The sequence below is a fragment of the Atopomonas sediminilitoris genome, assembly GCF_022601735.1.
In the GTDB taxonomy this organism is placed as follows: Bacteria; Pseudomonadota; Gammaproteobacteria; order Pseudomonadales; family Pseudomonadaceae; genus Atopomonas; species Atopomonas sediminilitoris.
This window is the reverse complement of sequence record NZ_JAKUMM010000007.1, coordinates 189,630-211,345: the sequence shown is the minus strand read 5'-3', so window position 1 is coordinate 211,345 and position 21,716 is coordinate 189,630. Positions and strand designations below refer to the sequence as shown.

The 21,716-nt window shown below is 58.5% G+C and carries 27 protein-coding genes; 11 read left to right on the top strand and 16 right to left on the bottom strand.

Annotation, left to right across the window (positions count from 1 at the left end):
- Window positions 1-177 precede the first annotated feature (177 nt).
- A complete protein-coding gene (locus MKI83_RS12645) occupies window positions 178-732 on the top strand; it encodes a DJ-1 family glyoxalase III (RefSeq protein ID WP_241586884.1) in 555 nt (184 codons plus the stop codon).
- Between the two features lie 21 nt (window positions 733-753).
- Here the strand turns inward: MKI83_RS12645 and MKI83_RS12640 are convergent, their stop codons facing one another.
- Window positions 754-1,179: a CopD family protein gene (locus tag MKI83_RS12640; protein ID WP_241586883.1), complete on the bottom strand. Its 426-nt coding sequence runs from the start codon at window positions 1,177-1,179 to the stop codon at window positions 754-756.
- A gap of 116 nt (window positions 1,180-1,295) precedes the next feature.
- On the opposite strand from MKI83_RS12640, the gene radA reads away from it, so the two are divergent.
- Window positions 1,296-2,657 (top strand): DNA repair protein RadA, encoded by a 1,362-nt coding sequence (gene radA / locus MKI83_RS12635; protein WP_241586882.1) that lies wholly within the window; start codon window positions 1,296-1,298, stop codon window positions 2,655-2,657.
- Window positions 2,658-2,684: 27 nt separating this feature from the next.
- Here the strand turns inward: radA and MKI83_RS12630 are convergent, their stop codons facing one another.
- The 6 genes from MKI83_RS12630 to MKI83_RS12605 form a co-directional block, all read right to left on the bottom strand.
- The gene (locus MKI83_RS12630; protein WP_241586874.1) at window positions 2,685-3,053 is read right to left on the bottom strand and encodes a PilZ domain-containing protein; all 369 of its coding nucleotides are present in this window, start codon (window positions 3,051-3,053) and stop codon (window positions 2,685-2,687) included.
- A 27-nt stretch (window positions 3,054-3,080) separates the two neighbouring features.
- Window positions 3,081-3,545, bottom strand: coding sequence for a methyltransferase family protein (locus tag MKI83_RS12625; RefSeq protein ID WP_241586872.1), 465 nt, complete (start codon window positions 3,543-3,545; stop codon window positions 3,081-3,083).
- 124 nt (window positions 3,546-3,669) lie between these two features.
- A complete protein-coding gene (glyA, locus tag MKI83_RS12620; protein WP_241586870.1) occupies window positions 3,670-4,926 on the bottom strand; it encodes a serine hydroxymethyltransferase in 1,257 nt (418 codons plus the stop codon).
- A gap of 145 nt (window positions 4,927-5,071) precedes the next feature.
- Window positions 5,072-5,509, bottom strand: a complete 438-nt coding sequence (locus MKI83_RS12615) for a DUF2489 domain-containing protein (protein WP_241586868.1) — start codon at window positions 5,507-5,509, stop codon at window positions 5,072-5,074.
- Window positions 5,499-5,699, bottom strand: a complete 201-nt coding sequence (locus MKI83_RS12610) for an SEC-C metal-binding domain-containing protein (protein ID WP_241586866.1) — start codon at window positions 5,697-5,699, stop codon at window positions 5,499-5,501. The genes MKI83_RS12615 and MKI83_RS12610 overlap by 11 nt, the downstream gene beginning before the upstream one ends.
- A 3-nt stretch (window positions 5,700-5,702) precedes the next feature.
- On the bottom strand, window positions 5,703-6,146 hold the full coding sequence (locus tag MKI83_RS12605; protein WP_241586865.1) for an LEA/WHy family protein: 444 nt from the start codon (window positions 6,144-6,146) through the stop codon (window positions 5,703-5,705).
- 159 nt (window positions 6,147-6,305) lie between these two features.
- On the opposite strand from MKI83_RS12605, the gene MKI83_RS12600 reads away from it, so the two are divergent.
- Window positions 6,306-6,905: a hypothetical protein gene (locus MKI83_RS12600; protein WP_241586863.1), complete on the top strand. Its 600-nt coding sequence runs from the start codon at window positions 6,306-6,308 to the stop codon at window positions 6,903-6,905.
- A 63-nt stretch (window positions 6,906-6,968) separates the two neighbouring features.
- Here the strand turns inward: MKI83_RS12600 and MKI83_RS12595 are convergent, their stop codons facing one another.
- Both MKI83_RS12595 and MKI83_RS12590 read right to left on the bottom strand, forming a co-directional pair.
- The gene (locus tag MKI83_RS12595; protein WP_241586860.1) at window positions 6,969-7,454 is read right to left on the bottom strand and encodes a YchJ family protein; all 486 of its coding nucleotides are present in this window, start codon (window positions 7,452-7,454) and stop codon (window positions 6,969-6,971) included.
- 3 nt (window positions 7,455-7,457) lie between these two features.
- Window positions 7,458-7,925 carry a DUF6231 family protein gene (locus MKI83_RS12590; RefSeq protein WP_241586851.1) on the bottom strand — a complete coding sequence of 156 codons (468 nt, stop codon included), beginning with the start codon at window positions 7,923-7,925 and terminating at the stop codon, window positions 7,458-7,460.
- A gap of 101 nt (window positions 7,926-8,026) precedes the next feature.
- On the opposite strand from MKI83_RS12590, the gene MKI83_RS12585 reads away from it, so the two are divergent.
- From MKI83_RS12585 to dinG, 3 genes are all read left to right on the top strand, one after another.
- Window positions 8,027-8,719 (top strand): PA1041 family peptidoglycan-binding anchor lipoprotein, encoded by a 693-nt coding sequence (locus tag MKI83_RS12585; protein WP_241586849.1) that lies wholly within the window; start codon window positions 8,027-8,029, stop codon window positions 8,717-8,719.
- A gap of 92 nt (window positions 8,720-8,811) precedes the next feature.
- Window positions 8,812-9,615 carry a collagen-like protein gene (locus MKI83_RS12580; protein WP_241586847.1) on the top strand — a complete coding sequence of 268 codons (804 nt, stop codon included), beginning with the start codon at window positions 8,812-8,814 and terminating at the stop codon, window positions 9,613-9,615.
- Window positions 9,616-9,654: 39 nt separating this feature from the next.
- A complete protein-coding gene (gene dinG, locus MKI83_RS12575; protein ID WP_241586845.1) occupies window positions 9,655-11,796 on the top strand; it encodes an ATP-dependent DNA helicase DinG in 2,142 nt (713 codons plus the stop codon).
- Between the two features lie 54 nt (window positions 11,797-11,850).
- Here dinG and MKI83_RS12570 read toward each other — a convergent pair whose 3' ends face one another.
- Window positions 11,851-12,675 carry an HDOD domain-containing protein gene (locus MKI83_RS12570; RefSeq protein WP_241586843.1) on the bottom strand — a complete coding sequence of 275 codons (825 nt, stop codon included), beginning with the start codon at window positions 12,673-12,675 and terminating at the stop codon, window positions 11,851-11,853.
- Between the two features lie 114 nt (window positions 12,676-12,789).
- Between MKI83_RS12570 and MKI83_RS12565 the strand changes: the two genes are divergently transcribed.
- From MKI83_RS12565 to pdxH, 3 genes are all read left to right on the top strand, one after another.
- Window positions 12,790-13,932, top strand: a complete 1,143-nt coding sequence (locus MKI83_RS12565) for a serine hydrolase domain-containing protein (RefSeq protein WP_241586842.1) — start codon at window positions 12,790-12,792, stop codon at window positions 13,930-13,932.
- A gap of 67 nt (window positions 13,933-13,999) precedes the next feature.
- A complete protein-coding gene (locus tag MKI83_RS12560; protein WP_241586840.1) occupies window positions 14,000-14,572 on the top strand; it encodes an OmpA family protein in 573 nt (190 codons plus the stop codon).
- A 69-nt stretch (window positions 14,573-14,641) separates the two neighbouring features.
- Window positions 14,642-15,289, top strand: a complete 648-nt coding sequence (gene pdxH / locus MKI83_RS12555) for a pyridoxamine 5'-phosphate oxidase (RefSeq protein WP_241586831.1) — start codon at window positions 14,642-14,644, stop codon at window positions 15,287-15,289.
- 22 nt (window positions 15,290-15,311) lie between these two features.
- Here pdxH and MKI83_RS12550 read toward each other — a convergent pair whose 3' ends face one another.
- Window positions 15,312-15,701, bottom strand: a complete 390-nt coding sequence (locus tag MKI83_RS12550) for a lysozyme inhibitor LprI family protein (protein ID WP_241586829.1) — start codon at window positions 15,699-15,701, stop codon at window positions 15,312-15,314.
- Window positions 15,702-15,947, bottom strand: coding sequence for a hypothetical protein (locus tag MKI83_RS12545; RefSeq protein WP_241586827.1), 246 nt, complete (start codon window positions 15,945-15,947; stop codon window positions 15,702-15,704). It lies immediately after the preceding gene.
- Window positions 15,948-16,016: 69 nt separating this feature from the next.
- Between MKI83_RS12545 and MKI83_RS12540 the strand changes: the two genes are divergently transcribed.
- Window positions 16,017-16,487, top strand: coding sequence for an outer membrane lipoprotein (locus tag MKI83_RS12540; RefSeq protein ID WP_241586825.1), 471 nt, complete (start codon window positions 16,017-16,019; stop codon window positions 16,485-16,487).
- A gap of 68 nt (window positions 16,488-16,555) precedes the next feature.
- Here MKI83_RS12540 and MKI83_RS12535 read toward each other — a convergent pair whose 3' ends face one another.
- From MKI83_RS12535 to MKI83_RS12525, 3 genes are all read right to left on the bottom strand, one after another.
- Window positions 16,556-17,455 carry a bile acid:sodium symporter family protein gene (locus MKI83_RS12535; protein ID WP_241586814.1) on the bottom strand — a complete coding sequence of 300 codons (900 nt, stop codon included), beginning with the start codon at window positions 17,453-17,455 and terminating at the stop codon, window positions 16,556-16,558.
- Between the two features lie 163 nt (window positions 17,456-17,618).
- Window positions 17,619-18,554, bottom strand: a complete 936-nt coding sequence (locus MKI83_RS12530; protein ID WP_241586805.1) for a hypothetical protein — start codon at window positions 18,552-18,554, stop codon at window positions 17,619-17,621.
- A 77-nt stretch (window positions 18,555-18,631) separates the two neighbouring features.
- Window positions 18,632-19,630, bottom strand: coding sequence for a GlxA family transcriptional regulator (locus MKI83_RS12525; RefSeq protein ID WP_241586803.1), 999 nt, complete (start codon window positions 19,628-19,630; stop codon window positions 18,632-18,634).
- 137 nt (window positions 19,631-19,767) lie between these two features.
- Between MKI83_RS12525 and MKI83_RS12520 the strand changes: the two genes are divergently transcribed.
- Window positions 19,768-20,904: an acyl-CoA dehydrogenase family protein gene (locus tag MKI83_RS12520; protein ID WP_241586801.1), complete on the top strand. Its 1,137-nt coding sequence runs from the start codon at window positions 19,768-19,770 to the stop codon at window positions 20,902-20,904.
- A 139-nt stretch (window positions 20,905-21,043) separates the two neighbouring features.
- Here MKI83_RS12520 and MKI83_RS12515 read toward each other — a convergent pair whose 3' ends face one another.
- Window positions 21,044-21,625 (bottom strand): TetR/AcrR family transcriptional regulator, encoded by a 582-nt coding sequence (locus tag MKI83_RS12515; protein WP_241586794.1) that lies wholly within the window; start codon window positions 21,623-21,625, stop codon window positions 21,044-21,046.
- Window positions 21,626-21,716: the final 91 nt, after the last annotated feature.

The following is a 21,716-nucleotide window of genomic DNA, read 5'->3' as shown; positions in this document are numbered from 1 at the left end:
GGTTCGGGCTGCAGGGTGCGAGGCGCGCGGGTTTTACCTGTCCCGGCAATGAGCCGATACGCCTGCCCGAAAAACCGCGCAGCTTACCACTCGGACACGCTTTGGTGAATTTTTAACCGTTACCGATCACACTGAGACGCTTAACGGTAAGGCCTAGGCAAACAACAGGAGCACAGCATGACGACTCAAGTACTGATCGCCGTGGCGGATGGCGTAGAAGATATCGAAACCGTGACCTTGATCGACGTGCTGCGCCGCGCCGAACTTGAGGTGTGCGTGGCCAGCGTCGGCCCGCAACGCCAGCTCACTTGCGCGCGTGGCACACGCTTAATCGCCGATGCGATGTTGGTTGAAGTGCAAGCGCGTGAGTTTGCTGCGGTGTTACTGCCGGGCGGCTTGCCCGGTGCTGAGCATTTGGCGGCTTCAGCCGATCTTGCCGCACTGGTGCAGCAGCAGGCGCAGCGTGGTGGCGTGTTCGGGGCTATTTGCGCCGCGCCGGCGTTGGCCCTGCACGCGTTTGGCGTGCTGGATGGGCGCCAGGTCACCTGTTATCCCGCGTTTGCCGAGCGGCTCACCGGCTGCACTTTTGTTGATGCGCCGGTGGTGGAGGATGGCCCCTGCATCACCAGTCAAGGGCCGGCTACGGCCATGGCCTTCGCGCTGGCGGTGGTGGCGCGCCTGCGGGATGCCGATACGGCGCAGAGCATTGCGCAGGCAATGCTGTATCGATGAGTAAGGCGTTAGCGGGCGCCGCTACATCACACGAAAACTTAAGCCCAGCCACACAAAGATTAAGCTCACCGCGGTGATGGCCAGAATGTGCAGGCCCAGTTGCCCAAGGGTGTCTTGGCTCAGTCGCGGAATCAGTTGCACCCGCGCATGCACGCCCAGCGCTGCGGTGGCGGCAAGACAGGCCAGCTTCATGCGGATCAGCGCCGCGTAAGGGTTGTCGCTCAGCCATTGCTCGAGCGGCAGCCACAAGGTGGCCAGCCACAGACCGCTGATGATTTGCAGCAGCAAGGCGGGGATGCCAAGTTTTTCATAGCTTTGCTCAAAGGCTCGAATCACGGCGACATCGCGCTGGGGCCAAGCCTGCGGCAGCACGCGCAGCGCCAACAGTAAATGTCCGCCCACCCAAACACTGGCGCCTAACAGGTGCAGAAACACTAACCAGCGCATGGTGCGTCCTCATGGTTACTTGCGTGCAGTGTGGCGCGCACAACGCGTAATGGGGCTGATCCATATCAAGGCTGTGCGTATCATGCGTGCTTTCTGAATTCGCCCAGGATGCCGACATGGCCAAGCAAAAACGACTCTACGGCTGCACCGACTGCGGCGCGACCTTTGCCAAATGGGCGGGGCAGTGCGGCGAGTGTGGCGCGTGGAACACCATGGTGGAGACTGTGGTGGAAGGCTCGGCAACGCCGTCGCGCTCGGCCAACTGGGCCGGTGGACAGGCGCAGGTGCAAACCTTGGCCGAGGTGAGTGTGGTGGATATGCCACGCCTTGGCAGTGGCTCGTCGGAGCTGGATCGTGTGCTCGGTGGCGGCTTGGTCGAAGGCTCGGTGGTGTTGATCGGCGGCGATCCGGGGATCGGCAAATCCACGATTTTGCTACAGACCTTGTGCCGCTTGGCCGAGCAAGTTCCGGCGTTGTATGTGACGGGCGAGGAGTCGCAGCAGCAAGTCGCCATGCGGGCACGGCGCCTAGGCCTGCCGGAAGACAAGCTCAAGGTGATGACCGAAACCTGCATCGAAACCGTATTGGCCACGGCGCGACATGAGCGGCCCAAGGTGATGGTGCTCGACTCGATCCAAACCATCTACACCGAGCAGTTGCAGTCCGCACCGGGTGGCGTGGCGCAAGTGCGCGAGAGCACCGCACTGTTGGTGCGTTTTGCCAAACAAAGTGGCACAGCGGTGTTCTTGGTTGGCCATGTCACCAAAGAGGGTTCGCTGGCGGGGCCGCGTGTGCTGGAGCACATGGTGGATACCGTGCTGTATTTTGAGGGGGAGTCTGACGGCCGTATGCGGCTGCTGCGCGCGGTGAAAAATCGCTTTGGCGCGGTTAATGAGTTGGGCGTATTTGGCATGACCGACAAAGGCCTGAAGGAGGTGAGCAATCCTTCGGCAATCTTCCTCAACCGCGCGCAAGAGGCGGTGCCCGGCAGCGTGGTCATGGCCACGTGGGAGGGCTCGCGGCCGATGCTGGTTGAGGTGCAAGCGTTGGTGGATACCAGTCACTTAGGCAACCCGCGCCGCGTGACCTTGGGCTTGGATCAAAACCGCTTGGCCATGCTGCTGGCGGTATTGCATCGCCACGGTGGTATCCCCACCTATGACCAAGACGTGTTCTTAAACGTGGTCGGCGGGGTCAAAGTGCTGGAGACTGCTTCGGATTTGGCCTTGCTGGCTGCGGTGATGTCGAGCTTGCGTAATCGCCCGTTAGAGGCAGATCTGCTGGTGTTTGGCGAGGTGGGTTTGTCCGGTGAAATCCGCCCCGTACCAAGCGGCCAAGAGCGCTTAAAAGAGGCCGCCAAGCACGGCTTTAAGCGTGCCATCGTACCTGCCGGCAACGCCCCGAAGCAGGCGCCAGCAGGGCTTGAAGTGGTGAAGGTGACGCGGCTCGATCAAGCGTTGGATGCGTTGTTTGCTTAGGGTTTGCGCGCTGCGCTGTGATTCGACCTAGCCGTGCACCTCAATCAGGGTTGCCAGTTCGCGTTCGAGCAGGCTGGCGTCGCCGAGGTTGAGTTCAAGCAGGCGACGCAGGTGGCTCATGGAGTCGACGTCCAAGTGCTCACAACTGAAGGCCAAGTGTTGCTGGCCGGCGCGCGCTAGGCGCACTTCCAAGACCATCTCGATATCGCTGCCTAACTCAATCGTGGCTTGGAAGGTGTCATCGGTACTGCCGGTCCAATCATCGGGGCGTTGTAGCAAGAGGCCGTGCAGCGATAGGTCGATCACCGGCACGCGCCATAGTTGGCTGCCTTGGCGCAGATCGGCTTCGGCATCGAAATGCACGCGGGCAAAGCGGCGGCGTTCTTCATTGCTCATGGCAGTCTCCCAGTCAGTTGTTAGTCACTATAGCCAACGGCGCACTTGTCTGCAGTAGGCGGCGTAGGGTTCGTTGAATAGCGTGTTGAGCAGGCGCTCTTCGCGGCGGATCACCCCTTCGTTCATACAGATGATTAGCGCGGGCAGTAGCGCGAGGCTCCAGAGGCTGCCGAGCAGCAAGCCGATGCCGAGGTAGATCAGGCTGTCGCCTAAATAGATCGGGTTGCGGCTAAAGCGGTAGGGGCCTTCAAGTAAGAGTGCGGAAGGCTTTTTGAACGGGTTGATGGTGGTTTTGTAGCGATACATCAAGATAGCGGCCCAACCAATGAGCAGCACGCCTAGATCGATGAGCCCCCAGCCGATGTAGCGCGCCCAGACGTTTTGGCCGTCTGGCCAGGTGGGTAGGTGAACGCTTAACAAGCTGCTCAGGCCGATAAACAGCAGGTAGATAAGTGGTGGGGCAAGGGTGATATGGCTTTCGTTGGGGCGCATACGCAGGCTCGCTCAATAGAGATAGATTGAGCTTACGCCGCCTGATCAATTAATGCAGAGAAATGCGGCTGACAGAAACGACTCAGCCCAGCAAAGGCTGGGCTGAGTGTTACCGCTGGGTGACTTAAGCGCCGTAAACAGGCAGCTTAGCGCACACCGCTTTGACTTTTTCGCGTACGGCATCGACCACGGACTCATCGCCCATGTTGTCGAGGATGTCGCAAATCCACGTGGCCAACTGGCTGCACTCGGCTTCGCCGAAGCCGCGAGTGGTCACGGCGGGGGTGCCGATACGCAGACCCGAGGTCACAAAGGGCGAACGTGGGTCGTTGGGGACGGCGTTCTTGTTCACGGTGATGAAGGCACGGCCAAGCGCCGCGTCGGCATCTTTACCGGTGATGTCTTGCTTGATCAGCGAGAGCAGGAACAAGTGGTTTTGGGTGCCGCCGGAAACCACATCAAAGCCACGCTCGATAAACACTTTGGCCATGGCCTGGGCGTTTTTCACCACTTGCTGTTGATAGGTCTTGAAGTCGTCTTGCAGGGCTTCTTTGAAGCACACGGCCTTGGCGGCAATCACGTGCATCAGCGGGCCACCTTGGCCGCCTGGGAATACGGCGGAGTTGAGCTTCTTCTCAATCTCTTCGTTGGCTTTGGCCAGAATCAAGCCGCCACGCGGGCCGCGCAGGGTTTTGTGCGTGGTGGTGGTGACAACGTCGGCAAACGGCACGGGGTTGGGGTACACGCCAGCGGCAACCAAGCCGGCTACGTGAGCCATGTCGACAAACAGGTAGGCACCGACTTTGTCTGCGATGGCGCGGAAGCGCGCGAAGTCCAACACCTGTGAGTAGGCAGAGAAGCCCGCAATGATCATCTTGGGCTGGTGCTCAACGGCCAACGCTTCGACTTCGTCGTAGTTGATCAGGCCGGTGGTGGTGTCGATGCCGTACTGCACGGCGTTGTAGTGCTTGCCGGAGAAGTTAACGCTAGCGCCGTGAGTCAGGTGGCCGCCGTGGGCCAGGCTCATGCCTAAAATGGTGTCGCCCGGCTTAACCAGCGCTTGGAACACCGCGCCGTTGGCTTGGCTGCCTGAGTGCGGTTGTACGTTGGCGTAGTCGGCGCCAAACAGCTCTTTCGCGCGATCAATGGCCAGTTGCTCAACGATGTCGACGTATTCGCAGCCGCCGTAGTAACGCTTGTGCGGATAGCCTTCGGCGTACTTGTTGGTCAGAACGCTGCCTTGGGCTTCCATCACCGCTGGGCTGGTGTAGTTTTCCGAGGCAATCAGCTCGATGTGCTCTTCTTGGCGCTGGGCTTCTTGGCCCATGGCGGCCGCGAGGTCGGCATCGTAGCGGGCGAGGGTCAAATCACGGCTGAACATGGCGTTCCCCTAAGTTCAAAGTCATGGCGGCTGGCGCCGAAAAAAGAGCTGCATTCTACCTGATGCCGGCGCGTTAGGCACATGAACGGCGGTCAGTTGTTCGATAAATGGCATTCATGCGCGCGGGCTTGCGGCGCGCGAAGACTCAGTGCTGTTGGAGCAGGGTTTGTGCGGCGCGCTTGGCGGCTTCGAGGTGTTGTTGCTCAAGCTGGCTAAACACCTGCTCAAAGGCGCGGCGCTCATTTTTGCTCAGCGCTTTCCAGGCAGCATGCGTGGGGATGTGAGCGGTGGCGGCGTAGACTTGCTGAAATACCGCCCAGTCGGCGTTGAGGCTGGCATCTGGGCTGTGGTGATCGAGTAGCACCTTGATCCGCAGGCAGCCCTCAATAAACGGTAATTGGCCGTTTAACAGGCTTTCAGCCAAGAAACGCAGATCCTGACTTACGACGTGCTGTTGCTCGGTCACTTGTTTTTGCTGGGCTTTTTGTTGTGCCCAAACGCGGCGCCATAACCACAGCGCGTAGCCCGCCAGCGCGGCAATAACCAGTGCGCCGGCAAGCCACCACAGCAGATTAACGGCCATGGCACTTTTTGAATTTGCTGCCACTGCCGCAAGGGCAAGGGTCGTTGCGGCCGACTTCTTTTAGCGGGTTGCGCACCGGCTCGTGATGGCCGTGGTTGCAGTGCGGGCCGTGCACGTGGCCGTGGTCATGCGTGTGGTCATGATCGTGATTGCAGTGTTCGTCGTGTACGTGGGGTTGCTGCTGGGACATCAGTTAATCCGGAATGAACTGGTTGGGTAATAAGTGACCGCTGCGATCAACGGTGAGCGTTTGGCCAAACAGCATGCCTGTTTTGACTTCGCCGCGCAGACGGTAAGGGACAGGATTATCCGGCTTTTCGAGCATTTTGACGATGCGTTTAATGTGTCGCCACAGGTTCGTGCGTACCGGCAGCGTGACGCGTCGGTGCCCGTTGGCGGGCACGGTAAAGCTGGAGTTGGATTGTCCGCTGGCCAATAGCACACCATCCAGATCCACGCTGTAAATCAACTTGTTGATCGGCAGGCTGACACTGTTAGGGTTGTCCACGCGAATGGTTAGCGCAAGGCGCTGTTCCCACAGGCTGGCTTTTTCTACCTCCACCTGCTCAAGGCTGATTTCAGGTTCACGGTACTGACTGCCCGAGAACAGGGCGCAACCGCTTTGCAGAAGCAGCATCAGCAGCAGGCTTATTTTTATTATTGGTAGTGCCGTTCTTAACATCGCGGGCTCCATCTGTGACGCGGGCAGTGTAACAAGCGCGCGAAGTGGCGCAAGCGGTTGTGATTCAAGTGTGAGCGGTTAAGATGAAACCAATAAGTACTGGAGCGCGAAGGCATGAGTCTGTTTGAAGTGGCGTTTTCAGGGGCGTTAGTCCCCGGTGCCGATGAGGCGCAGGTTAAGGCTAATCTGACGAAGTTGTTTCAAGCGGATGCGCAGCGTATCGCCTTGTTGTTTTCCGGCCGGCGCACGGTGATTAAAAACAACTTGGATGCTGAGACGGCCCAGCGCTACCAACAAACCTTGGCGCGTGCTGGGGCGCACGTAGAGGTCAGCCCGATGGCCGGCAGCATGGCTGAGACGGCCCCAGCCCCTGCACCAGTTCAAGCCCCTGCGCAAACTGCAGCGCCAGTGACTGATGTGCCGGCTAACGTGCCCAGCGCGGTGGCGCAGGCGGTGGCCACTGCCACGGGCGCACGCTTAAAAGTAGCCCCGCGCGATGAGTATATGGCCGCCTTTGCTGAGGTAGATGCCCCAGACTTGCCTTTGGCGCCATTAGGTGCGGATTTGGCCGATGCCAAGCCGGAGCCACAAGCACCGGCGCTGGATTTGTCGGGCATGCAGCTGGCACCGGTGGGCAGCGATATGGGGCAGGCGAAAGCACCACCGCCACCGCCAGCACCGGATACCAGTCATCTTAAGCTGGAGAATGGCTAATACCGACGGCGGCGCTCAAGGGCGCCGCGTGTATTGGCTGCTGTATTGGTTGCTGTAGGGGCGTTACGCCCCGAGATACGGACCGCAACACTTTTTTACTTTGCGCGCACTGCCGCAGGGGCAATGTGCATTGCGCTCAAGCTTCAGTGGAACAGTGGGGTCAATGAAGTACCAGCGCTGATCTGCGCCGCGGACAAAGTGCGATAGCTCCTCATGGCTCTGTGCCTCGCCTTGTGGCTCTTGCCAGCGCACTTGAAAGCGCACCCAGCCGCGAGCCGGCGTACTGTCTGCTTGATCGCCACTGGCGAGCACCGTAAGGCCAAGCCACTGGCTTTGTGTGCTCCACTGTTGCATGGCCGGTTGATCTAGCCCTGCTTGCTGGGCGGGCAACGTGGTGGCGACCAAGTAATCCAGCATGCCCAACGCATAGGCGCTGTAGCGTGAGCGCATCAGCGCTTCTGGGGTGGCGGCCCCTTGCTGTTGCACGCTTGCGCAGCACTGCGCAAATGACTTCTGCGATCCGCAAGGGCATGGCTCATTAGGGTTCATTGGCTACCACCTGAACTTGTCGAACATCTCAGGGTTGGCCCAAAAACGTGCGTTCAGCCAGTCTGGAGCGGGCTTGTAGTGCAGCAGGTTATAGCTGGCTAGCCACGCCGGTTGCGCACAGTCATTGAAGCGTTCGTCCAGCACCACGGCGTGGGCGTACAGATCGGTTTCTAGCCATTGCTGCGCCGCAGGGCGCAGAGCAATCAGTAATTGGCTGCTGTAAAGGTTGCGCACCTGGCCGATCAGCGCTTGGCCGGCGCTTTTGCTGAGTTGCTCCAACGGGCCGTCGATGACGCACAGATCAAAGCGTTGGGCTGGGGGCAATTCAGGGTGGCAGTGCAGGTGACAGTCCGGCAGCGCTTTGCTCAGCCATGCTTGGAGATCTGCGGAAGGTTGGCCCAGCCATAACAGCTGCTTGGGGCGGTGTTGTGCGATGCGGGTGAGCAGCGCTTGTTGTAATAAATCGCTCATGCAATATCCAAAAAATGGCCGTTTTGCCGGCAGGATGGGCGTTTATCTACTTTACTTGTTCGGGACTTGTTTATGGAACAACGCCGAAAGGAGGCGAAACCATGTCAACGAAAAAAGTAATGGGCGTGTTGGTGCTGAGTACTGCGCTTGCAGGTTGTTCCAGCCAAGGATTAATGCGCACTGATTGGCCTATCTGCGGGCTGATTGGTGGTGCCACCGGTGCCGGTTTGGGCGCCATTGAAAGCAGTACCATGGCTGGCGCCGTGGGCGCGGCAGTGGGTGTGACGGCCGCGGCGTATTGCTGGGTGCATGGCGATAAGGACAGCGATGGCGATGGTGTGCTGGACAGCCGCGATGAGTGTCCAGATACCCCCATGGGCACGCCAGTGGATGAAGTCGGCTGCCCGATTATGGCCGAGCCTGAGCCAGCGCCGATGCCAGCGGATGAAACCATTGTACTTAGCGATGTTGATGAGGTGCTGTTTGCCTTTGACTCGGCCGAGCTAACCGAAGGCGCCAAAGCGCGCTTGGCAGAAGTGGCGCTGCGCTTGAAGCAATTCCCCAATGCGGTGATTACCGTCGGTGGTCACACCGACAGCGTGGGTGCTGATAGCTACAACCAAGGTTTGTCGGAGCGCCGTGCGCAATCAGCGCATGATTACTTGGTCAGCCAAGGCGTTAATGATGACCAGCTAAACCCGATGGGTTACGGCGAAAGTCGCCCGATGGCGGATAACGCAACTCGCGAAGGGCGCGCACAAAACCGCCGCGTTGAGCTGTTCGTCGATAATTAATCGTAAGACCGGATCAGCCTACTCGGTTGCGTAGGCTTTTCGGCTAGAATCGGCGGCTCTTCGGGGCCGCCCTTTATTTTTTGGGGAATGTTGTGTTGTTAGCGCGTTACCGTTTGCTCAGTACTTTAGGCTCGGCGGCTTTGCTTAGCGGTTTGTTGTCGCCATTGGCGCAGGCGGACTTTCCTGTGTACCGCCTTGGGCAAAGCGAAGGGCGCTTGCAGCTTGATTACCTAGAAGTGGATGCCGGCGAGCGTTTGGTCGTTCCGCGAGGCGTGAAAGCGCTTGATGTGGGGCGCTTGCTGTTGGCTGAGCAGGCACGGTTAAAGCTCCCCCCAGGGCATCAACGTTTCGAATTAACCGTACAAGAAGCCATTGTCGCGCCGGGTAGCGTGATTGATGCCAGCGGTCGTGCCGGCGATGTCGGTCAAGCTGGCGCTTCGGCGCGGCCTTTGGTGCTGCATTTGGCCTCGATTCAGGGGCGCGGTTTGATTATTGATGCCCGTGGCGGTGAGGGTGGCCAAGGTGACGCCGGCATTGCCGGGGCGCACGGCTATCGTGGTAACTGCTGGTTCCGCTCCGCCACAAATGGTGCCGATGGCGGTCATGGCGGCCAAGGTGGTAATGGCGGTAACGGGGCAGAAGTGATTATTTATCTGCCAGACACGGCGCCAGACAATACGCTGCAGGTTCAGCTGCAAGGCGGCGCAGGCGGCGAAGGTGGCTTGCCGGGCGCGGGCGGTCGTGGCGGAAAAATTAAATTCTGTGGTGTATACGGCAAGCCTGGTGGTCGTGCTGGTCGCGCCGGTCAAGCTGGACAGCCCGGCTCAGACGGCGCTGCTGGCCTGCTGAAGCTGATCAAACAAGTGCAGCCGCCGCGCGCGGCCAAGGCATCCTGATCTGGCTGGGGTATCATGCGCCTCTGACTGAGGACCGCCATGCTCACCGATCAACTGAAAACCCAGATCCAAGACGCTTATCGCACCTTTCTGGAAAGCCGCGAGTTAAAACCGCGCTATGGCCAGCGGCTGATGATCGCCGAGGTGGCGCGCACGCTGGGTAGTATCAGCGTCGATGACGAAGGTAAGCGCCTTGGTGAGCCAGCGGTGTGTGCGGTAGAGGCTGGCACCGGCACGGGGAAAACCGTGGCGTATTGCTTGGCCGCGTTGCCCATCGCCAAGGCCAGCGGGAAGAAGTTGGTGATCGCCACGGCGACGGTGGCCCTGCAAGAGCAAATCGTTAACAAAGATCTACCGGATATCGCCCGTCATGCGGCGCTGAAGTTTTCCTTTACCTTGGCCAAAGGGCGTGGCCGTTATCTGTGCTTGTCCAAGCTGGATACCTTGCTGCAAGACAGCTCGGCGAATAACTCCACCGCACAAATGTTTGCCGAAGAAGGCTTTCGTATTGATGTGGATGAAGGGGCGCTGGCGCTGTACCAAAGCATGATCGATAAGCTAGCGGGCAATCGTTGGAACGGTGATCGCGACAGCTGGCCTGAGGCGATTGAGGACGAGCAATGGAGCCGCCTCACCACCGACCATACCCAGTGCACCAATCGATACTGCCCGAACTTTCAGCAGTGCGCTTTTTTCAAGGCCCGTGAAGGGCTGAACCAGAGCGAAGTGATCGTCACGAACCATGACTTGGTGCTGGCCGATTTGGCCTTAGGTGGCGGCGCCATTTTGCCGGACCCGAGCGACACGCTGTATATCTTTGACGAAGGGCATCACCTGCCCGATAAGGCCATCAATCACTTTGCCTACAGCACGCGCTTGCGGAGCACCGCTGACTGGTTAGAGCAATTGGCGCGCAATCTGACTAAGTTGCTGGCGCAGAACCCTTTGCCGGGCGATCTGGGGCGCTTGATCGAGCCGCTGCCGGAGTTGGCGCGTGAGATCAAAAGCCAGCAGCAGTTCGTTTTTTCTGCCTGTGAAAGCTTGGCTGAGTTTCATCTTGGCGAAGATGAACAAGGTCGCGAGCGTCCTCGTCATCGCTTTCCCGGTGGGGTTATCCCCAGCGAGCTGCGCGAAATGGGTCAGGAGCTTAAAAAAGGTTTTTCCCGCCTTAACGACCAGTTGAGCAAAATTACCGATCTGCTTAAGGAAGGCATGGAAGGCGAGGCGATTGGGATTAGCGCCCAGCAAGCGGAGCAGTGGTACCCCTTATTTGGCAGCTTGCAAGGGCGCGCCGAAGCTAACTGGGCGTTGTGGCTGCTCTTTACCAGCGAAGACCCCGCCGAAGCGCCGCCAACCGCGCGCTGGTTGAGCTTGGCTGACAGCGGCTCGTTGTTTGATATTGAAGTGCACGCCAGCCCCATCTTGGCTGCCGAAACACTGCGCCAACATTTGTGGCTACGTGCCCACGGTGCCTTGGTGACCTCTGCCACGTTGACTGCGCTGGGGCGTTTTGATCGCTTTAGCCAGAGGGCGGGCTTGCCGCGTAGCAGCACCACCAGTGTGGTGCCCAGCCCCTTTCAACATGCCGAGGCGGGGGTGCTAAGGGTGCCGGCGATGGCGTGTGAGCCGAGCGATAATCAAGGCCATAGCCGTGAGATTATTCGCCTGTTGCCTGAGCTGTTGCAGGATGTGCGCGGCGCTTTGGTGCTGTTCTCCTCGCGTCGGCAAATGCAGGAAGTGTTCGATGGCCTAGAGCGCGATTGGCGTAAGCGGGTGCTGATCCAAGGCAACTTGTCCAAGCAAGAAACCCTTAATCGGCACAAAGCGCGCGTCGATGACGACGAGCCCAGCGTGCTGTTCGGGCTGGCTAGCTTTGCCGAAGGCGTCGATTTGCCGGGGGCCTACTGTGAGCATGTGGTGATCGCCAAACTGCCGTTTGCGGTGCCAGATGATCCCGTCGAAGCCGCGTTGGCTGAATGGATCGAGGCGCGTGGCGGTAACCCGTTTATGGAAATCACCGTGCCGGATGCGGCGCTAAAACTGGTGCAGGCTTGTGGGCGTTTGCTGCGTAGCGAGAGCGATACGGGGGTGATTAGCCTGCTGGATCGGCGCGTGGTGACTAAGCGTTACGGCAAAGCCATTCTTAATGGCTTGCCGCCGTTTAAGCGGCAAATAGATTAAATAAAACGCCAGCCGCAAGGGCTGGCGTTTTACGTTCAGGTGCGAGTCTTTTCGTTAAGACAGCATCTCTGCAAAGGACTTGTCCGCCTCAAGGGCTGCGGGTAAGTCTTCAAACAACTTGTCCATGTCGAGCTCGCGCATCACGGGCAGGTCGCCGAGCATGGCTTTGCATTCATCGTTTAAGCCGTTGGCGACAACGCCGCGCTGAACTTGGTTGGCGATGGCGAGAATTTTCGGCATGGCGTTGCCTTCGGGGGCTTCGCGGTGCCGGAACTGGAACTCAATGGCTTCTTGCATGGCTGTTGGAAACTTCCAGCGTTTTGCTAGTTCAGCGCCGACGTGGGTGAAGCTGAAGCCCAGTTGCAGATTCTCTTGTTCGCGCCGTCCTTCTTCGGTGCCGCCAGAAGCTTTGTTGATCGACTCGGCAACATCGGGCAGCGCTACTTGGATCAGTAGTTCGCCAATGTCATGCAGCATGCCGCAGGTAAAGGCCGTTTCGGTGTTTTGCTTGAGCTGTCTGGCAACCAGTCGAGCAATGGTGCCGACCTGAAAGCTCTGAAGCCAAAAGGCTTTGATGTCAAAGCTTGGGCCGGTTTTAAACGCGCCCGTCACGGCCGAGGCCATTACAAGGGTGCGTAAGGTGTTCATGCCCAAACGACTGCTGGCATCGCCGATGGAGGTAATCTCTTGCGAGCCACGAAAGCGCGGGGAGTTAGCCAAGCGCAGCACTTTGGCGCTGATCACTTGCTCGAGGCTGATTTTGTCCGCGATTTTATCCAGATCGGCGTTTGGATCATTGAACATTTGTATGAGCTCCTGCACCACTTTGGGAATGGTTGGCAGGTCATGAATCTTGTTAAACAGCTCATCCAGGGTCATAAGGCAACTCCAAGGTCATCGGGGTGTTGGTGTTTTCTTTGAGCATAGTTGGCGTTTTTCCGCTTGGTAGGCCAAACGTGGCAAACTCAAGAAAAAATCATTAGGAATCAGAGCATGACCCCTCAAGGCTTTTGTAATGCCCAGTTTGCAGCGGTCGAGCAGGCTTTTGCTGAGCTGTTACAGGCGCCGCAAGCACGCGGTTTGGCACTGTGCGTGCAAGTCGGCGGAGAAACCGTGATCGACTTGTGGGGCGGCGTGGCGGATAAAGACAATCAAGCCCCGTGGCAGCAAGACACGCTGGTGAACTTGTTTTCCTGCACCAAACCCTTCGCTGCGGTGGCGTTGTTGCAGTTGGTGGCTGAGGGTCGGCTACAGCTGGATGCCCCGGTGGCCGAGTATTGGCCGGAGTTTGCCGCTCACGGCAAACACACGATCAGCGTGCGCCACCTGTTGTGTCATCAAGCAGGCTTGCCCGCAGTGACGACCGCGGTGGCCGCCGAGGACTTGTTTGACTGGACACGCATGTGCGCGGCGATGGCCGACTGCGCGCCAGCGTGGCCTGCGGGCGCGGCGCATGGTTATGCGCCGATCACCTACGGCTGGCTAGTGGGCGAGGTGTTGCGCCGCGTGGACGGGCGCAGTGCCGGTGACGCCATCGTGGCACGCACCGCCAAGGCACTGGGCTTAGATTTTTATATTGGCTTGCCCGCCAGCGAAGATCATCGCGTGGCGCACGTTAGCCGTGGTAAGGGGGATATGGGCGACGAGGCCGCGCAGCGCTTGTTGAAAGTCACCTTTACTCAGCCCAAGCACCTGTCGACCATCGCCTTTACTAATCCGCCTTCGGTGATGACCAGCACCAACAAGCCAGCATGGCGACGTATGCAGCAGCCAGCGGCTAATGGCCAAGGTCATGCGCGTTCAGTGGCGGGTTTTTACCAAGGGTTGTTGTCGGGCGAGTTGTTACCGGCGGATCTGTTGGCCGAGGCAACGCGTGAACACAGCGTGGGTGAAGATCGCACCTTGCTGACGTCCACACGTTTTGGTCTGGGCTTTATGCTGGATCAGCCGCTGGCTAATGCGACGTTTGGCATGGGCGCCCGCGCATTTGGTCATCCGGGAGCGGGTGGCACACTGGGCTTTGCCGATCCTGAACGTGAGGTGGCGTTTGGTTTTGTCACCAATGTCATGGGTCCCTACGTGTTGATGGACCCGCGCGCGCAGCGTTTATCGCGAGCGGTGGCCGCTTGCTTGTAGTTTCTTGCAAGCCAAGGCCGGCGTACACTGCGCGCCCGTTAATGGTTTGTTTTTACAGGATTTTTGCATGAAAAAGGCGCTGTTATGTTGGGCGATGTTGATGCTGTGCGGGTGTGCATTACTCCCCGGACAAGCGCCGGCCAAACTCAGTGAACAGGCGTTGGCGGAGCAACGTCAGGCGCAGCTCAATGCCTGGCTGGACACTCGCGAAGCCGTGCTGCGCGAAGCGTTAGCCGGCAGCCGGCTAACGCTGGAACGCCGTGATGATCAACTGCTTATCACCGCCCCTGTCGATGCCTCGTTTAAGCGTGAGCGTGTCATGTTGCTGCCAGTCACCCTTGGCCCGTTGGGGCGGATGGCGAAGTTACTGCAAGAAGATGATGATGCGCTGCTGTTGATCCAAAGCCATACCGACTCCAGCGGCTCGGTCGCGCTGAACCAGCAACTCAGTGAGGAGCGCGCCAAGGCGATTGCTTCGCTGTTTTATTTGGCCGGCGCGCGCGGCAAAGTGGGCCTGCACGCAGTGGGTGAAAGCCAGCCACGCCACAGCAATGAAACCCTTGAAGGACGTTCGGCTAATCGCCGTGTCGAGCTATGGCTGCGTCCGCGTGAGGCTGAGTTGATGGCGCAGCAGCCGTAATGTTGTCCTGTGTCATCGCGCCGCATGCGTCACGATGCACACTAAAGACTCTACGTCGGGAGATGTCTTATGAGCGATAAATTGGCCGGTATGCGCCGTGACTACCTGCGCGACGGTTTAAGTGAGCAGCAAGCCCCTCAAGAGCCGTTGACCTTGTTTCGGCAGTGGCTGGCAGAGGCGGTGGAAATTGAACAGCCGCCCGTTGAAGCCAATGCCATGCAGTTGGCAACCTGCGACGTTGATGGGCAGCCGCACAGTCGGGTATTGCTGCTCAAGGGCTTGGATGAGCATGGCTTTGTGTTCTTCGGTAACTACGAGAGCGCCAAAGGCCAGCAGCTGGCGCTAAACCCCAAGGCCGCGATGACCTTCTTTTGGCCGGCGATGGAGCGCCAAGTACGTATCACGGGGTTAGTTGAGCGTATTAGCGCGAGTGAGTCCGATGCGTATTACAACGTGCGGCCGCTGGGCAGCCGGATTGGCGCGTGGGCGTCGCCACAAAGCCATGTGATCAGCGGGCGAGAAGAACTCGATCAGCGCTTGGCCGAGGCGCAGGCGCGCTGGCAAGAGCAAACGCCCACCCGACCGGAGTTTTGGGGGGGATACCGTTTAGTACCGCAAGCGATTGAATTTTGGCAGGGCCGTGCCAGTCGCCTGCACGACCGCCTGCGTTATCGGCAGGTCGGTGAGGTGTGGCTGCGCGAGCGGTTAGCACCGTAATCGTCGGCGGGTGCTTTGTCTGCTAGCGGCGGCGCAGGCGTTCGGTATGCGCCTCGGTAAGGTCGATCAAGCAGGCTAAGGCCGCTTGGTCGGCGCCGGTACCCGAAGCAAACATGGCACGTTGGTAGTCGCATTGGCTCTGGCGGTATTGATTGAAGGCTTTTTCGGCGGCGGCAAAATGCTGTGCGGCGCGATAGCGGTCATCGGTCACGCCATCCAGTGAGCGCGCCTCGGCGACGGCGGCTTGTACAAAGGCAAGGTGTGCTTGCTCCGCCTGCTTTAAGCGCTGGGTTAAACACTGGCTGACTAAGGGGCGCGTGGCATTTTGCTGGTAGCAATCCTCCAGTGCGCCGGCATGTGCAGCGGGTAGACCTATAATGAACAGTGCGAGTAAGGCTAGACGGGGGCTCATTTAGTGCTCCGTTGCGTAGCGAGTAGCGGCTTGCTCAAGGCGTGCATGCAAGTGTTTGCCGCGTAAGCCTTGCTGTTGAGCATCCGCTAGCTGTTGCTCAAGGAAAGTGAGCTTTTCTGGATCACCAGCAGCCAGCGCTTTGACAGTGTCGCGGGCAATCCAGCGTTGAATACGGACATACAGCCACCAGTGAAAATACAAGCCGGCGGCGGTAGTGATAGCAATGATAAAGTAGTCTAAGTACATGATTTTGAACGCTTGGGCTGGTTGCAGGTCCAATGCACAATGGCATTTTTCGATAATGAGGAGACAACCATGGTAGCGGCAAAGTTTCTTGGCGCGGTAATGATCGGTGCATCGCTACTGTTGTCAGGCTGCGCATCCAACTTGACCGGCGATAGCTACAGTCGTGATGAGGCCCGCGTGGCGCAAGTGGTGCGGATGGGCACGATTGAAGCGCTGCGTCCGGTGCAAATTGAAGGCACGAAATCGCCGATTGGGGCCGGTGCCGGCGCAGCGGTGGGCGGTATTGCCGGCAGCACCGTCGGCGGTGGTAAGGGTAGCTACGTGGCGGCTGTTATTGGCGCGGTAGCCGGCGGGCTGTTAGGTGCGGCTGCCGAAGAAGGCATTACCCGTACCCAAGGTGTTGAAGTCACCGTGCGTGAAGACGAAGGCCAAACCCGCGCTTACGTTCAGCAAGTGAACGAAGGCGAGGTGTTCCGTGTGGGACAGCGTGTGCGCATCAATACCGTAAACGGTGTGAGCCGCGTGGTGGGCGTGAACTAAGCGTTCAGCTTGGCGCTAAAGCAAAAAGCCCGCAGTGTGATCTGCGGGCTTTTTGCTTGTTAAGGCCGTTATGCCGGGTTTTGCACGCCGGGCTCTTTCAGTTCATCACCGTGGCGCCAGTTAACCCAAAGGCCAAACAGGGCGGCAGTAAAGAACATGATGATGCTGTAAATCGCGGCGGGAATGGCCATGGTGGCGTTGTTCAGCAACATTGGGCTTAAGGCCAAGGCGATGGCTAGGGTGCCGTTGTGGATGCCGATTTCCATGCCGATAGCGATCGCTTGGCGCTTGTTCAGTTTGAGTAACTGCGGCACAAAGTAACCGACACCCATACTCAACAGGTTGAATGCCAGCGCGGCACCGCCAACCAGTGGTGCGTAATCAACAAAGGTTTGCCAGTCTTTGATCATGGCGAGAATCACGATGGCGGCTAAGAACAGCGCCGACATGATCTTCACGGGTTTTTCCATGCGCTGGGCAAAGTTCGGTGTGAAGCGGCGCAGCAGCATGCCGATGGCCACAGGGCCCAACACGATGGCGAAGACTTGCACCACTTTGGTGAATTGCAATGGAATCGCTTGGTCACCCTGCATGAAGTACATCAATGACAGGTTGACGATAAACGGCATGGTCAAAATGGCGATGACCGAGTTCACCGCCGTGAGGGTGATGTTCAGCGCAACGTCGCCGTGGGCGAGATGACTGTACAGGTTAGCGCTGGTGCCGCCAGGCGAAGCGGCCAACAGCATCAAGCCAACCGCTAAGGCGGGTGCCAAGTCGAATGCGTGGGCAATGGCGAAGCAGCCCACGGGCAGTAATAAGATCTGGCAAATCAGACCAATCAATACCGGCTTGGGAAAGCGCACCACGCGCTTGAAGTCGTCTAGCGTGAGCGACATCCCCAAGCCCAGCATGATGATGCCGAGGGCCATGGGTAGCGCGAGGGTTAAAACCGGATCATTTGTCATGGGGCATTCTTTTGTCGTTGTTTAAAAGCATTGTGCAGTGCTTCGCCTTCGCTTGCACATGACTGCTGCGGTCAAAATGATCTTGGTTAAGTTTGCTGAATACCGTCAACCCCGCGACAGTTGCCTGTGCGGGGTTGTTGCTGTGGGCTACAGAAGGAGGGGGTTAACGCGCGGCGACTTGCTGTTCTTGTTGTTGCAGTAGCTTTTTGGCCAGCTCGACTTCCAGCGCTTCCATGGCGTAGGTGGGCTTGAGCGCGGCGGCACGGCGCAGATGGGCGAGGGCTTTGGCGGCCTCGTCATCGTCATACACATAGACCAGAGCATTGGCGTATTCGACGTGGCTGATGGGGATGTCTTCCACCACCGACATCGAGCGCGCAAAGTACTTCTCCATATCCCCTTTGTTGGCGCCGTAAGTCATGCGCGCCATCATGCTGCCGACCTTACGAATCACCCCGGCGTGGTAGCCGCCCAAAGTGGCTAGGGCAAAGGCATGCTGCGGGTCTTGCTTGAGCAACGCCTCAAGCTCGTTGGGGATTTGCGAGGTGTAGCCGCGCTTGAGCACCGTGCCAATGGGCAGTTCTTCGCCGAGACGGGCCTTGGCGTAAGCGCGGCCAAACTGCGCCAAGGTATCGGCTTGTACCAACGCACCGGCGGCGTCGGTGCGCTCGATGACCTCTTCCAGCAGGGCGTGTTTACGCGCCGGGTTTGGCTCGAGATACAGCGCGTAGGTAACTTGCGCAAACATGGCGGGTACTTGCCCCGCTGGGCCAAGCTTTAGACCATCAGCTTTGGCTTTGGCGTAATCGCCGCGGAACATTGAACGCCACACATCTTGTAATGCTTGGCTGTAGGCTTCGGCATCGCCAGTAAAGGCGGTTTGCTCGCGCAGCTCAGGGTAGCGCGTGGCCATTTCACGCACCTTGGCCGCATCAGGGAAGGGGTAGTGAAAGCCGCGGGTCAGCGTGGGCCATTGTTGCTTGAGTTTGTCACCGGAAAAATCGTAAGCGGATTGATCCAGCGGGAAAGCTTGCCAGTTGTCGTCGGCGTGCGCGGTCAGCGCGAGCGCGCCGCACAAAGCGAGGAGGAGAGAGCGCATGGTGGTCTGCCTTTGTTGTTATGGGTGCAGGCTTGCCATGCTAGAGGTCGGGCGCGGAGCTCGCGCCCATCCAAGGATTAGCTGCGGTTATCGCCGGGCAAATGTTGCCGGCGGTATTGGTGCGGCGAGAGCTCGGTGTGCTGGCGGAAGAGTCGCGCAAAGAAGCTGGCGTCGTCGTAGCCCACTTCATAGCTGATGGTTTTAATGCTTTTGCGCGTGCTGCTCAGTAGGGTTTTGGCGGTTTCGATGCGTAACCGTTGTAAGTAGTGCAGCGGTTTTTCGCCGGTAGCACCTTGGAAGCGGCGCATAAAGTTGCGAATGCTCATGCCGTGTAGTCGCGCGACATCTTCAAAGCGGAACTTGTCGGCAAAGTGCTCCTCCAGCCACTGCTGGATTTGCAGGATCAAGGGATCTTGGTGCAGTTTTTGTCCGCCAAAGCCGAGGCGGCCTGGCGTGTAGCTGCGCTGCACTTCGTACAAGCTATCGCGGGCCACCGCTTGGGCAACAGGCAGGCCGCACAGCTGCTCGATCACGTACAGGTACAAATCGCAGCCAGAGGTCACGCCGCTGGCACAGTAGAGCTGATCCGCATCGGTGAGGTGCTTGTCTTCGTTGAGCAACACTTGCGGAAAACGCTGGCGAAATTCTTGGTAGAAACGCCAGTACGTGGTGGCTTCTTTGCCGTGCATCAGGCCGCTGGCCGCCATCCAAAATACGCCCGTCGCTACGCCGCACAAAATGGCTCCGGCAGCGTGGCGGCGCTGTAGCCAAGGGATAATTTGCGGGTATTTAAGGCTCAGTTGGTCAAAGTCACCCCAAAAGGCTGGCAGTACGATCACTTCGGCCTCATCGTCTAAGCCGCTGTGCACCGCTACCGGAACGTCACCAAAGCCTTGCACCGTTTCACCGTCAGGGCTGACCAAACGGGTGAGAAATGAGGCGTCGGGGCTTTGATGGCGATTGATGCGCTGGCTGGCCATTTGGAACTGGTCCATGGCCTGCATCGCGGTGGAGGCAAACACGCCGTCGATAACCAAGATGCTGACGCGGGTGAGGTTGGCAGGCATTGCAGTCATAGTTTTAACGCGATAGTGGTCAAGTGATGGCTGGATCGTCCTTATTTTTGGCGACTATGTCCAGCGCTAACTGAGCAAGCGCTTGTTTATATTCGTGGGGTCAGTGTTTTCCTTCTCATTTTTTAGAGTGTGTTGTCATGATCCCAAGAACCGTATTCAGCTCCGACCATGAAATATTCCGCGACAGCGTGCGCAAGTTTTTTGAAGCCGAGGCCGTGCCATTTCATGCCCAGTGGGAAGAGGACGGTCAGGTTGATCGTGCCCTGTGGAGCAAAGCCGGCGAGCAAGGCTTGTTGTGCGCGCCGATTCCCGAAGCCGATGGCGGCTTAGGGGCTGATTTTCTTTACAGCGCTGTTGTGATTGAAGAAGTGGCGCGGCTGGGTTTATCGGGGGTGGGCTTTTCGCTGCACTCAGATATCGCCGTGCCGTACATCCAACGCTACGGCAATGCTGAACAAAAACAGCGCTTCATTCCTAGATGCACCAGCGGCGAAATCATCACCGCGATCGCCATGACCGAGCCTGGCACCGGCTCTGATCTGCAAAACGTCAAAACCACTGCCGTGCTGGATGGCGATCACTATGTGCTGAACGGCTCGAAGACGTTTATCACCAATGGTCAAATGGCTGATCTGGTGATTGTGGTGGCCAAAACTGATCCTAAGGATGGCGCCAAGGGCACCAGCTTGTTGCTAGTTGAAGCCGGCACCCCAGGCTTTACCAAGGGCCAAAATCTGCACAAGGTGGGGATGAAGGCGCAGGACACCTCCGAGCTGTTTTTCCAAGACGTGCGCGTGCCTAAGGAAAACCTGCTCGGCCAAGAGGGCATGGGCTTTATTTACTTGATGCAAGAGTTGCCGCAGGAGCGTTTGAGTGTGGCTCTAGGGGCCATTGCTAATGCCGAAGCGGCGCTGAAGTGGACGCTAGACTACACCCGTGAACGTAAAGCCTTTGGTAAGCGGGTTTTTGACTTCCAAAACACCCGCTTCAAGCTGGCCGAAATCGCCACCGAGCTGCAAGTGGCGCGAGTGTTTGTCGACCGCTGCCTTGAACTGCACATGAACAAAAAGCTCGATGTGCCGACCGCGGCCATGGCCAAGTACTGGTGTACGGATTTGCAGTGCAAGGTGCTGGATGAGTGTGTGCAGCTGCACGGCGGCTACGGCTACATGTGGGAATACCCCGTGGCGCGAGCTTGGGCGGATGCGCGTGTGCAGCGCATCTATGCCGGCACTAACGAGATTATGAAAGAAATCATTTCGCGCTCACTGTAAGCGCGCAGGGCTAGCCAGGTAGCCGTGGTGGCAATATAAAGCGGCTGCGTAATAGGCTAAGCTGCACGGGTTCGCACGTTTTGGCGTGCGAGTAAGTTGCGGTTTCCCTGGCGGGTCCCGCAGCCTCTTTTAGCCCCGGTCATTTGGCCGGGGTTTTTTCTGCCTGCACGGTTAACAGTTGTTCTAACAATTGCTGGCTGGAGGCGAGCACCGCTTGTTGCGCGGCCTCTGTGGCCAGCATGCGCGCTAGCACAATGCTGCCGACACATTGTGCCAGCATGCCCCAGGCTAGCTCGGGTTGCGGGTGCTCATTGGCCCAGCGGCTGACTAACGTTTGTAGCGCCTGCTCAACGTTTTGGCGCACTTCAGGCGTAGCGCGGCTGATCTCGCTGCCAAGGCTCGGCAGCATGCAGCCTTGGCCCAACGCGGCGACGTGCTTGGGGTTTAAATACAGGGCAAAGGCGTGGCGCAGTTTCTCGGTGCCTTGGCCGGGCAGTTCTGAGAGCAAGGCCACGCTGCGGGCTAATTCTTGCGCCACGAGGTGGGCAAACAAGTCTTCTTTGCTGCTGAAGTGGCTGTAAAAGGCCCCGCCGGTTAGGCCAATGGCCTTCATCAACGCATCAACCCCGGTGCTGGCAAAACCGCCTTCTTTGGCGAGGCTGGCGCTGCTGTCGAGTAATTTCTGGCGGGTTTGGGCTTTGTGCTCGTTGCTGTAACGCATGGCGAACTCACATGGCTTGCATTTGTGCGTAGCGTAGCATAACGTTCGTTTGCTAAATGATCGTTTAGCAAAAGGCGTTGATGCAGTCAGT

Coding starts and splice junctions, on each gene's coding strand:
- MKI83_RS12570 (WP_241586843.1), bottom strand. CDS start 12,675: ATGACCCTGGATGAGCTGTTTAACAAGATTCATGACCTGCCAACCATT.
- MKI83_RS12640 (WP_241586883.1), bottom strand. CDS start 1,179: ATGCGCTGGTTAGTGTTTCTGCACCTGTTAGGCGCCAGTGTTTGGGTG.
- MKI83_RS12545 (WP_241586827.1), bottom strand. CDS start 15,947: ATGTACTTAGACTACTTTATCATTGCTATCACTACCGCCGCCGGCTTG.
- MKI83_RS12630 (WP_241586874.1), bottom strand. CDS start 3,053: ATGAGCAATGAAGAACGCCGCCGCTTTGCCCGCGTGCATTTCGATGCC.
- MKI83_RS12610 (WP_241586866.1), bottom strand. CDS start 5,699: ATGTCCCAGCAGCAACCCCACGTACACGACGAACACTGCAATCACGAT.
- MKI83_RS12615 (WP_241586868.1), bottom strand. CDS start 5,509: ATGGCCGTTAATCTGCTGTGGTGGCTTGCCGGCGCACTGGTTATTGCC.
- radA (WP_241586882.1), top strand. CDS start 1,296: ATGGCCAAGCAAAAACGACTCTACGGCTGCACCGACTGCGGCGCGACC.
- MKI83_RS12540 (WP_241586825.1), top strand. CDS start 16,017: ATGGTAGCGGCAAAGTTTCTTGGCGCGGTAATGATCGGTGCATCGCTA.
- MKI83_RS12520 (WP_241586801.1), top strand. CDS start 19,768: ATGATCCCAAGAACCGTATTCAGCTCCGACCATGAAATATTCCGCGAC.
- MKI83_RS12535 (WP_241586814.1), bottom strand. CDS start 17,455: ATGACAAATGATCCGGTTTTAACCCTCGCGCTACCCATGGCCCTCGGC.
- dinG (WP_241586845.1), top strand. CDS start 9,655: ATGCTCACCGATCAACTGAAAACCCAGATCCAAGACGCTTATCGCACC.
- MKI83_RS12625 (WP_241586872.1), bottom strand. CDS start 3,545: ATGCGCCCCAACGAAAGCCATATCACCCTTGCCCCACCACTTATCTAC.
- MKI83_RS12530 (WP_241586805.1), bottom strand. CDS start 18,554: ATGCGCTCTCTCCTCCTCGCTTTGTGCGGCGCGCTCGCGCTGACCGCG.
- MKI83_RS12565 (WP_241586842.1), top strand. CDS start 12,790: ATGACCCCTCAAGGCTTTTGTAATGCCCAGTTTGCAGCGGTCGAGCAG.
- MKI83_RS12515 (WP_241586794.1), bottom strand. CDS start 21,625: ATGCGTTACAGCAACGAGCACAAAGCCCAAACCCGCCAGAAATTACTC.
- MKI83_RS12525 (WP_241586803.1), bottom strand. CDS start 19,630: ATGACTGCAATGCCTGCCAACCTCACCCGCGTCAGCATCTTGGTTATC.
- MKI83_RS12550 (WP_241586829.1), bottom strand. CDS start 15,701: ATGAGCCCCCGTCTAGCCTTACTCGCACTGTTCATTATAGGTCTACCC.
- glyA (WP_241586870.1), bottom strand. CDS start 4,926: ATGTTCAGCCGTGATTTGACCCTCGCCCGCTACGATGCCGACCTCGCG.
- MKI83_RS12600 (WP_241586863.1), top strand. CDS start 6,306: ATGAGTCTGTTTGAAGTGGCGTTTTCAGGGGCGTTAGTCCCCGGTGCC.
- pdxH (WP_241586831.1), top strand. CDS start 14,642: ATGAGCGATAAATTGGCCGGTATGCGCCGTGACTACCTGCGCGACGGT.
- MKI83_RS12585 (WP_241586849.1), top strand. CDS start 8,027: ATGTCAACGAAAAAAGTAATGGGCGTGTTGGTGCTGAGTACTGCGCTT.
- MKI83_RS12560 (WP_241586840.1), top strand. CDS start 14,000: ATGAAAAAGGCGCTGTTATGTTGGGCGATGTTGATGCTGTGCGGGTGT.
- MKI83_RS12605 (WP_241586865.1), bottom strand. CDS start 6,146: ATGCTGCTTCTGCAAAGCGGTTGCGCCCTGTTCTCGGGCAGTCAGTAC.
- MKI83_RS12590 (WP_241586851.1), bottom strand. CDS start 7,925: ATGAGCGATTTATTACAACAAGCGCTGCTCACCCGCATCGCACAACAC.
- MKI83_RS12645 (WP_241586884.1), top strand. CDS start 178: ATGACGACTCAAGTACTGATCGCCGTGGCGGATGGCGTAGAAGATATC.
- MKI83_RS12595 (WP_241586860.1), bottom strand. CDS start 7,454: ATGAACCCTAATGAGCCATGCCCTTGCGGATCGCAGAAGTCATTTGCG.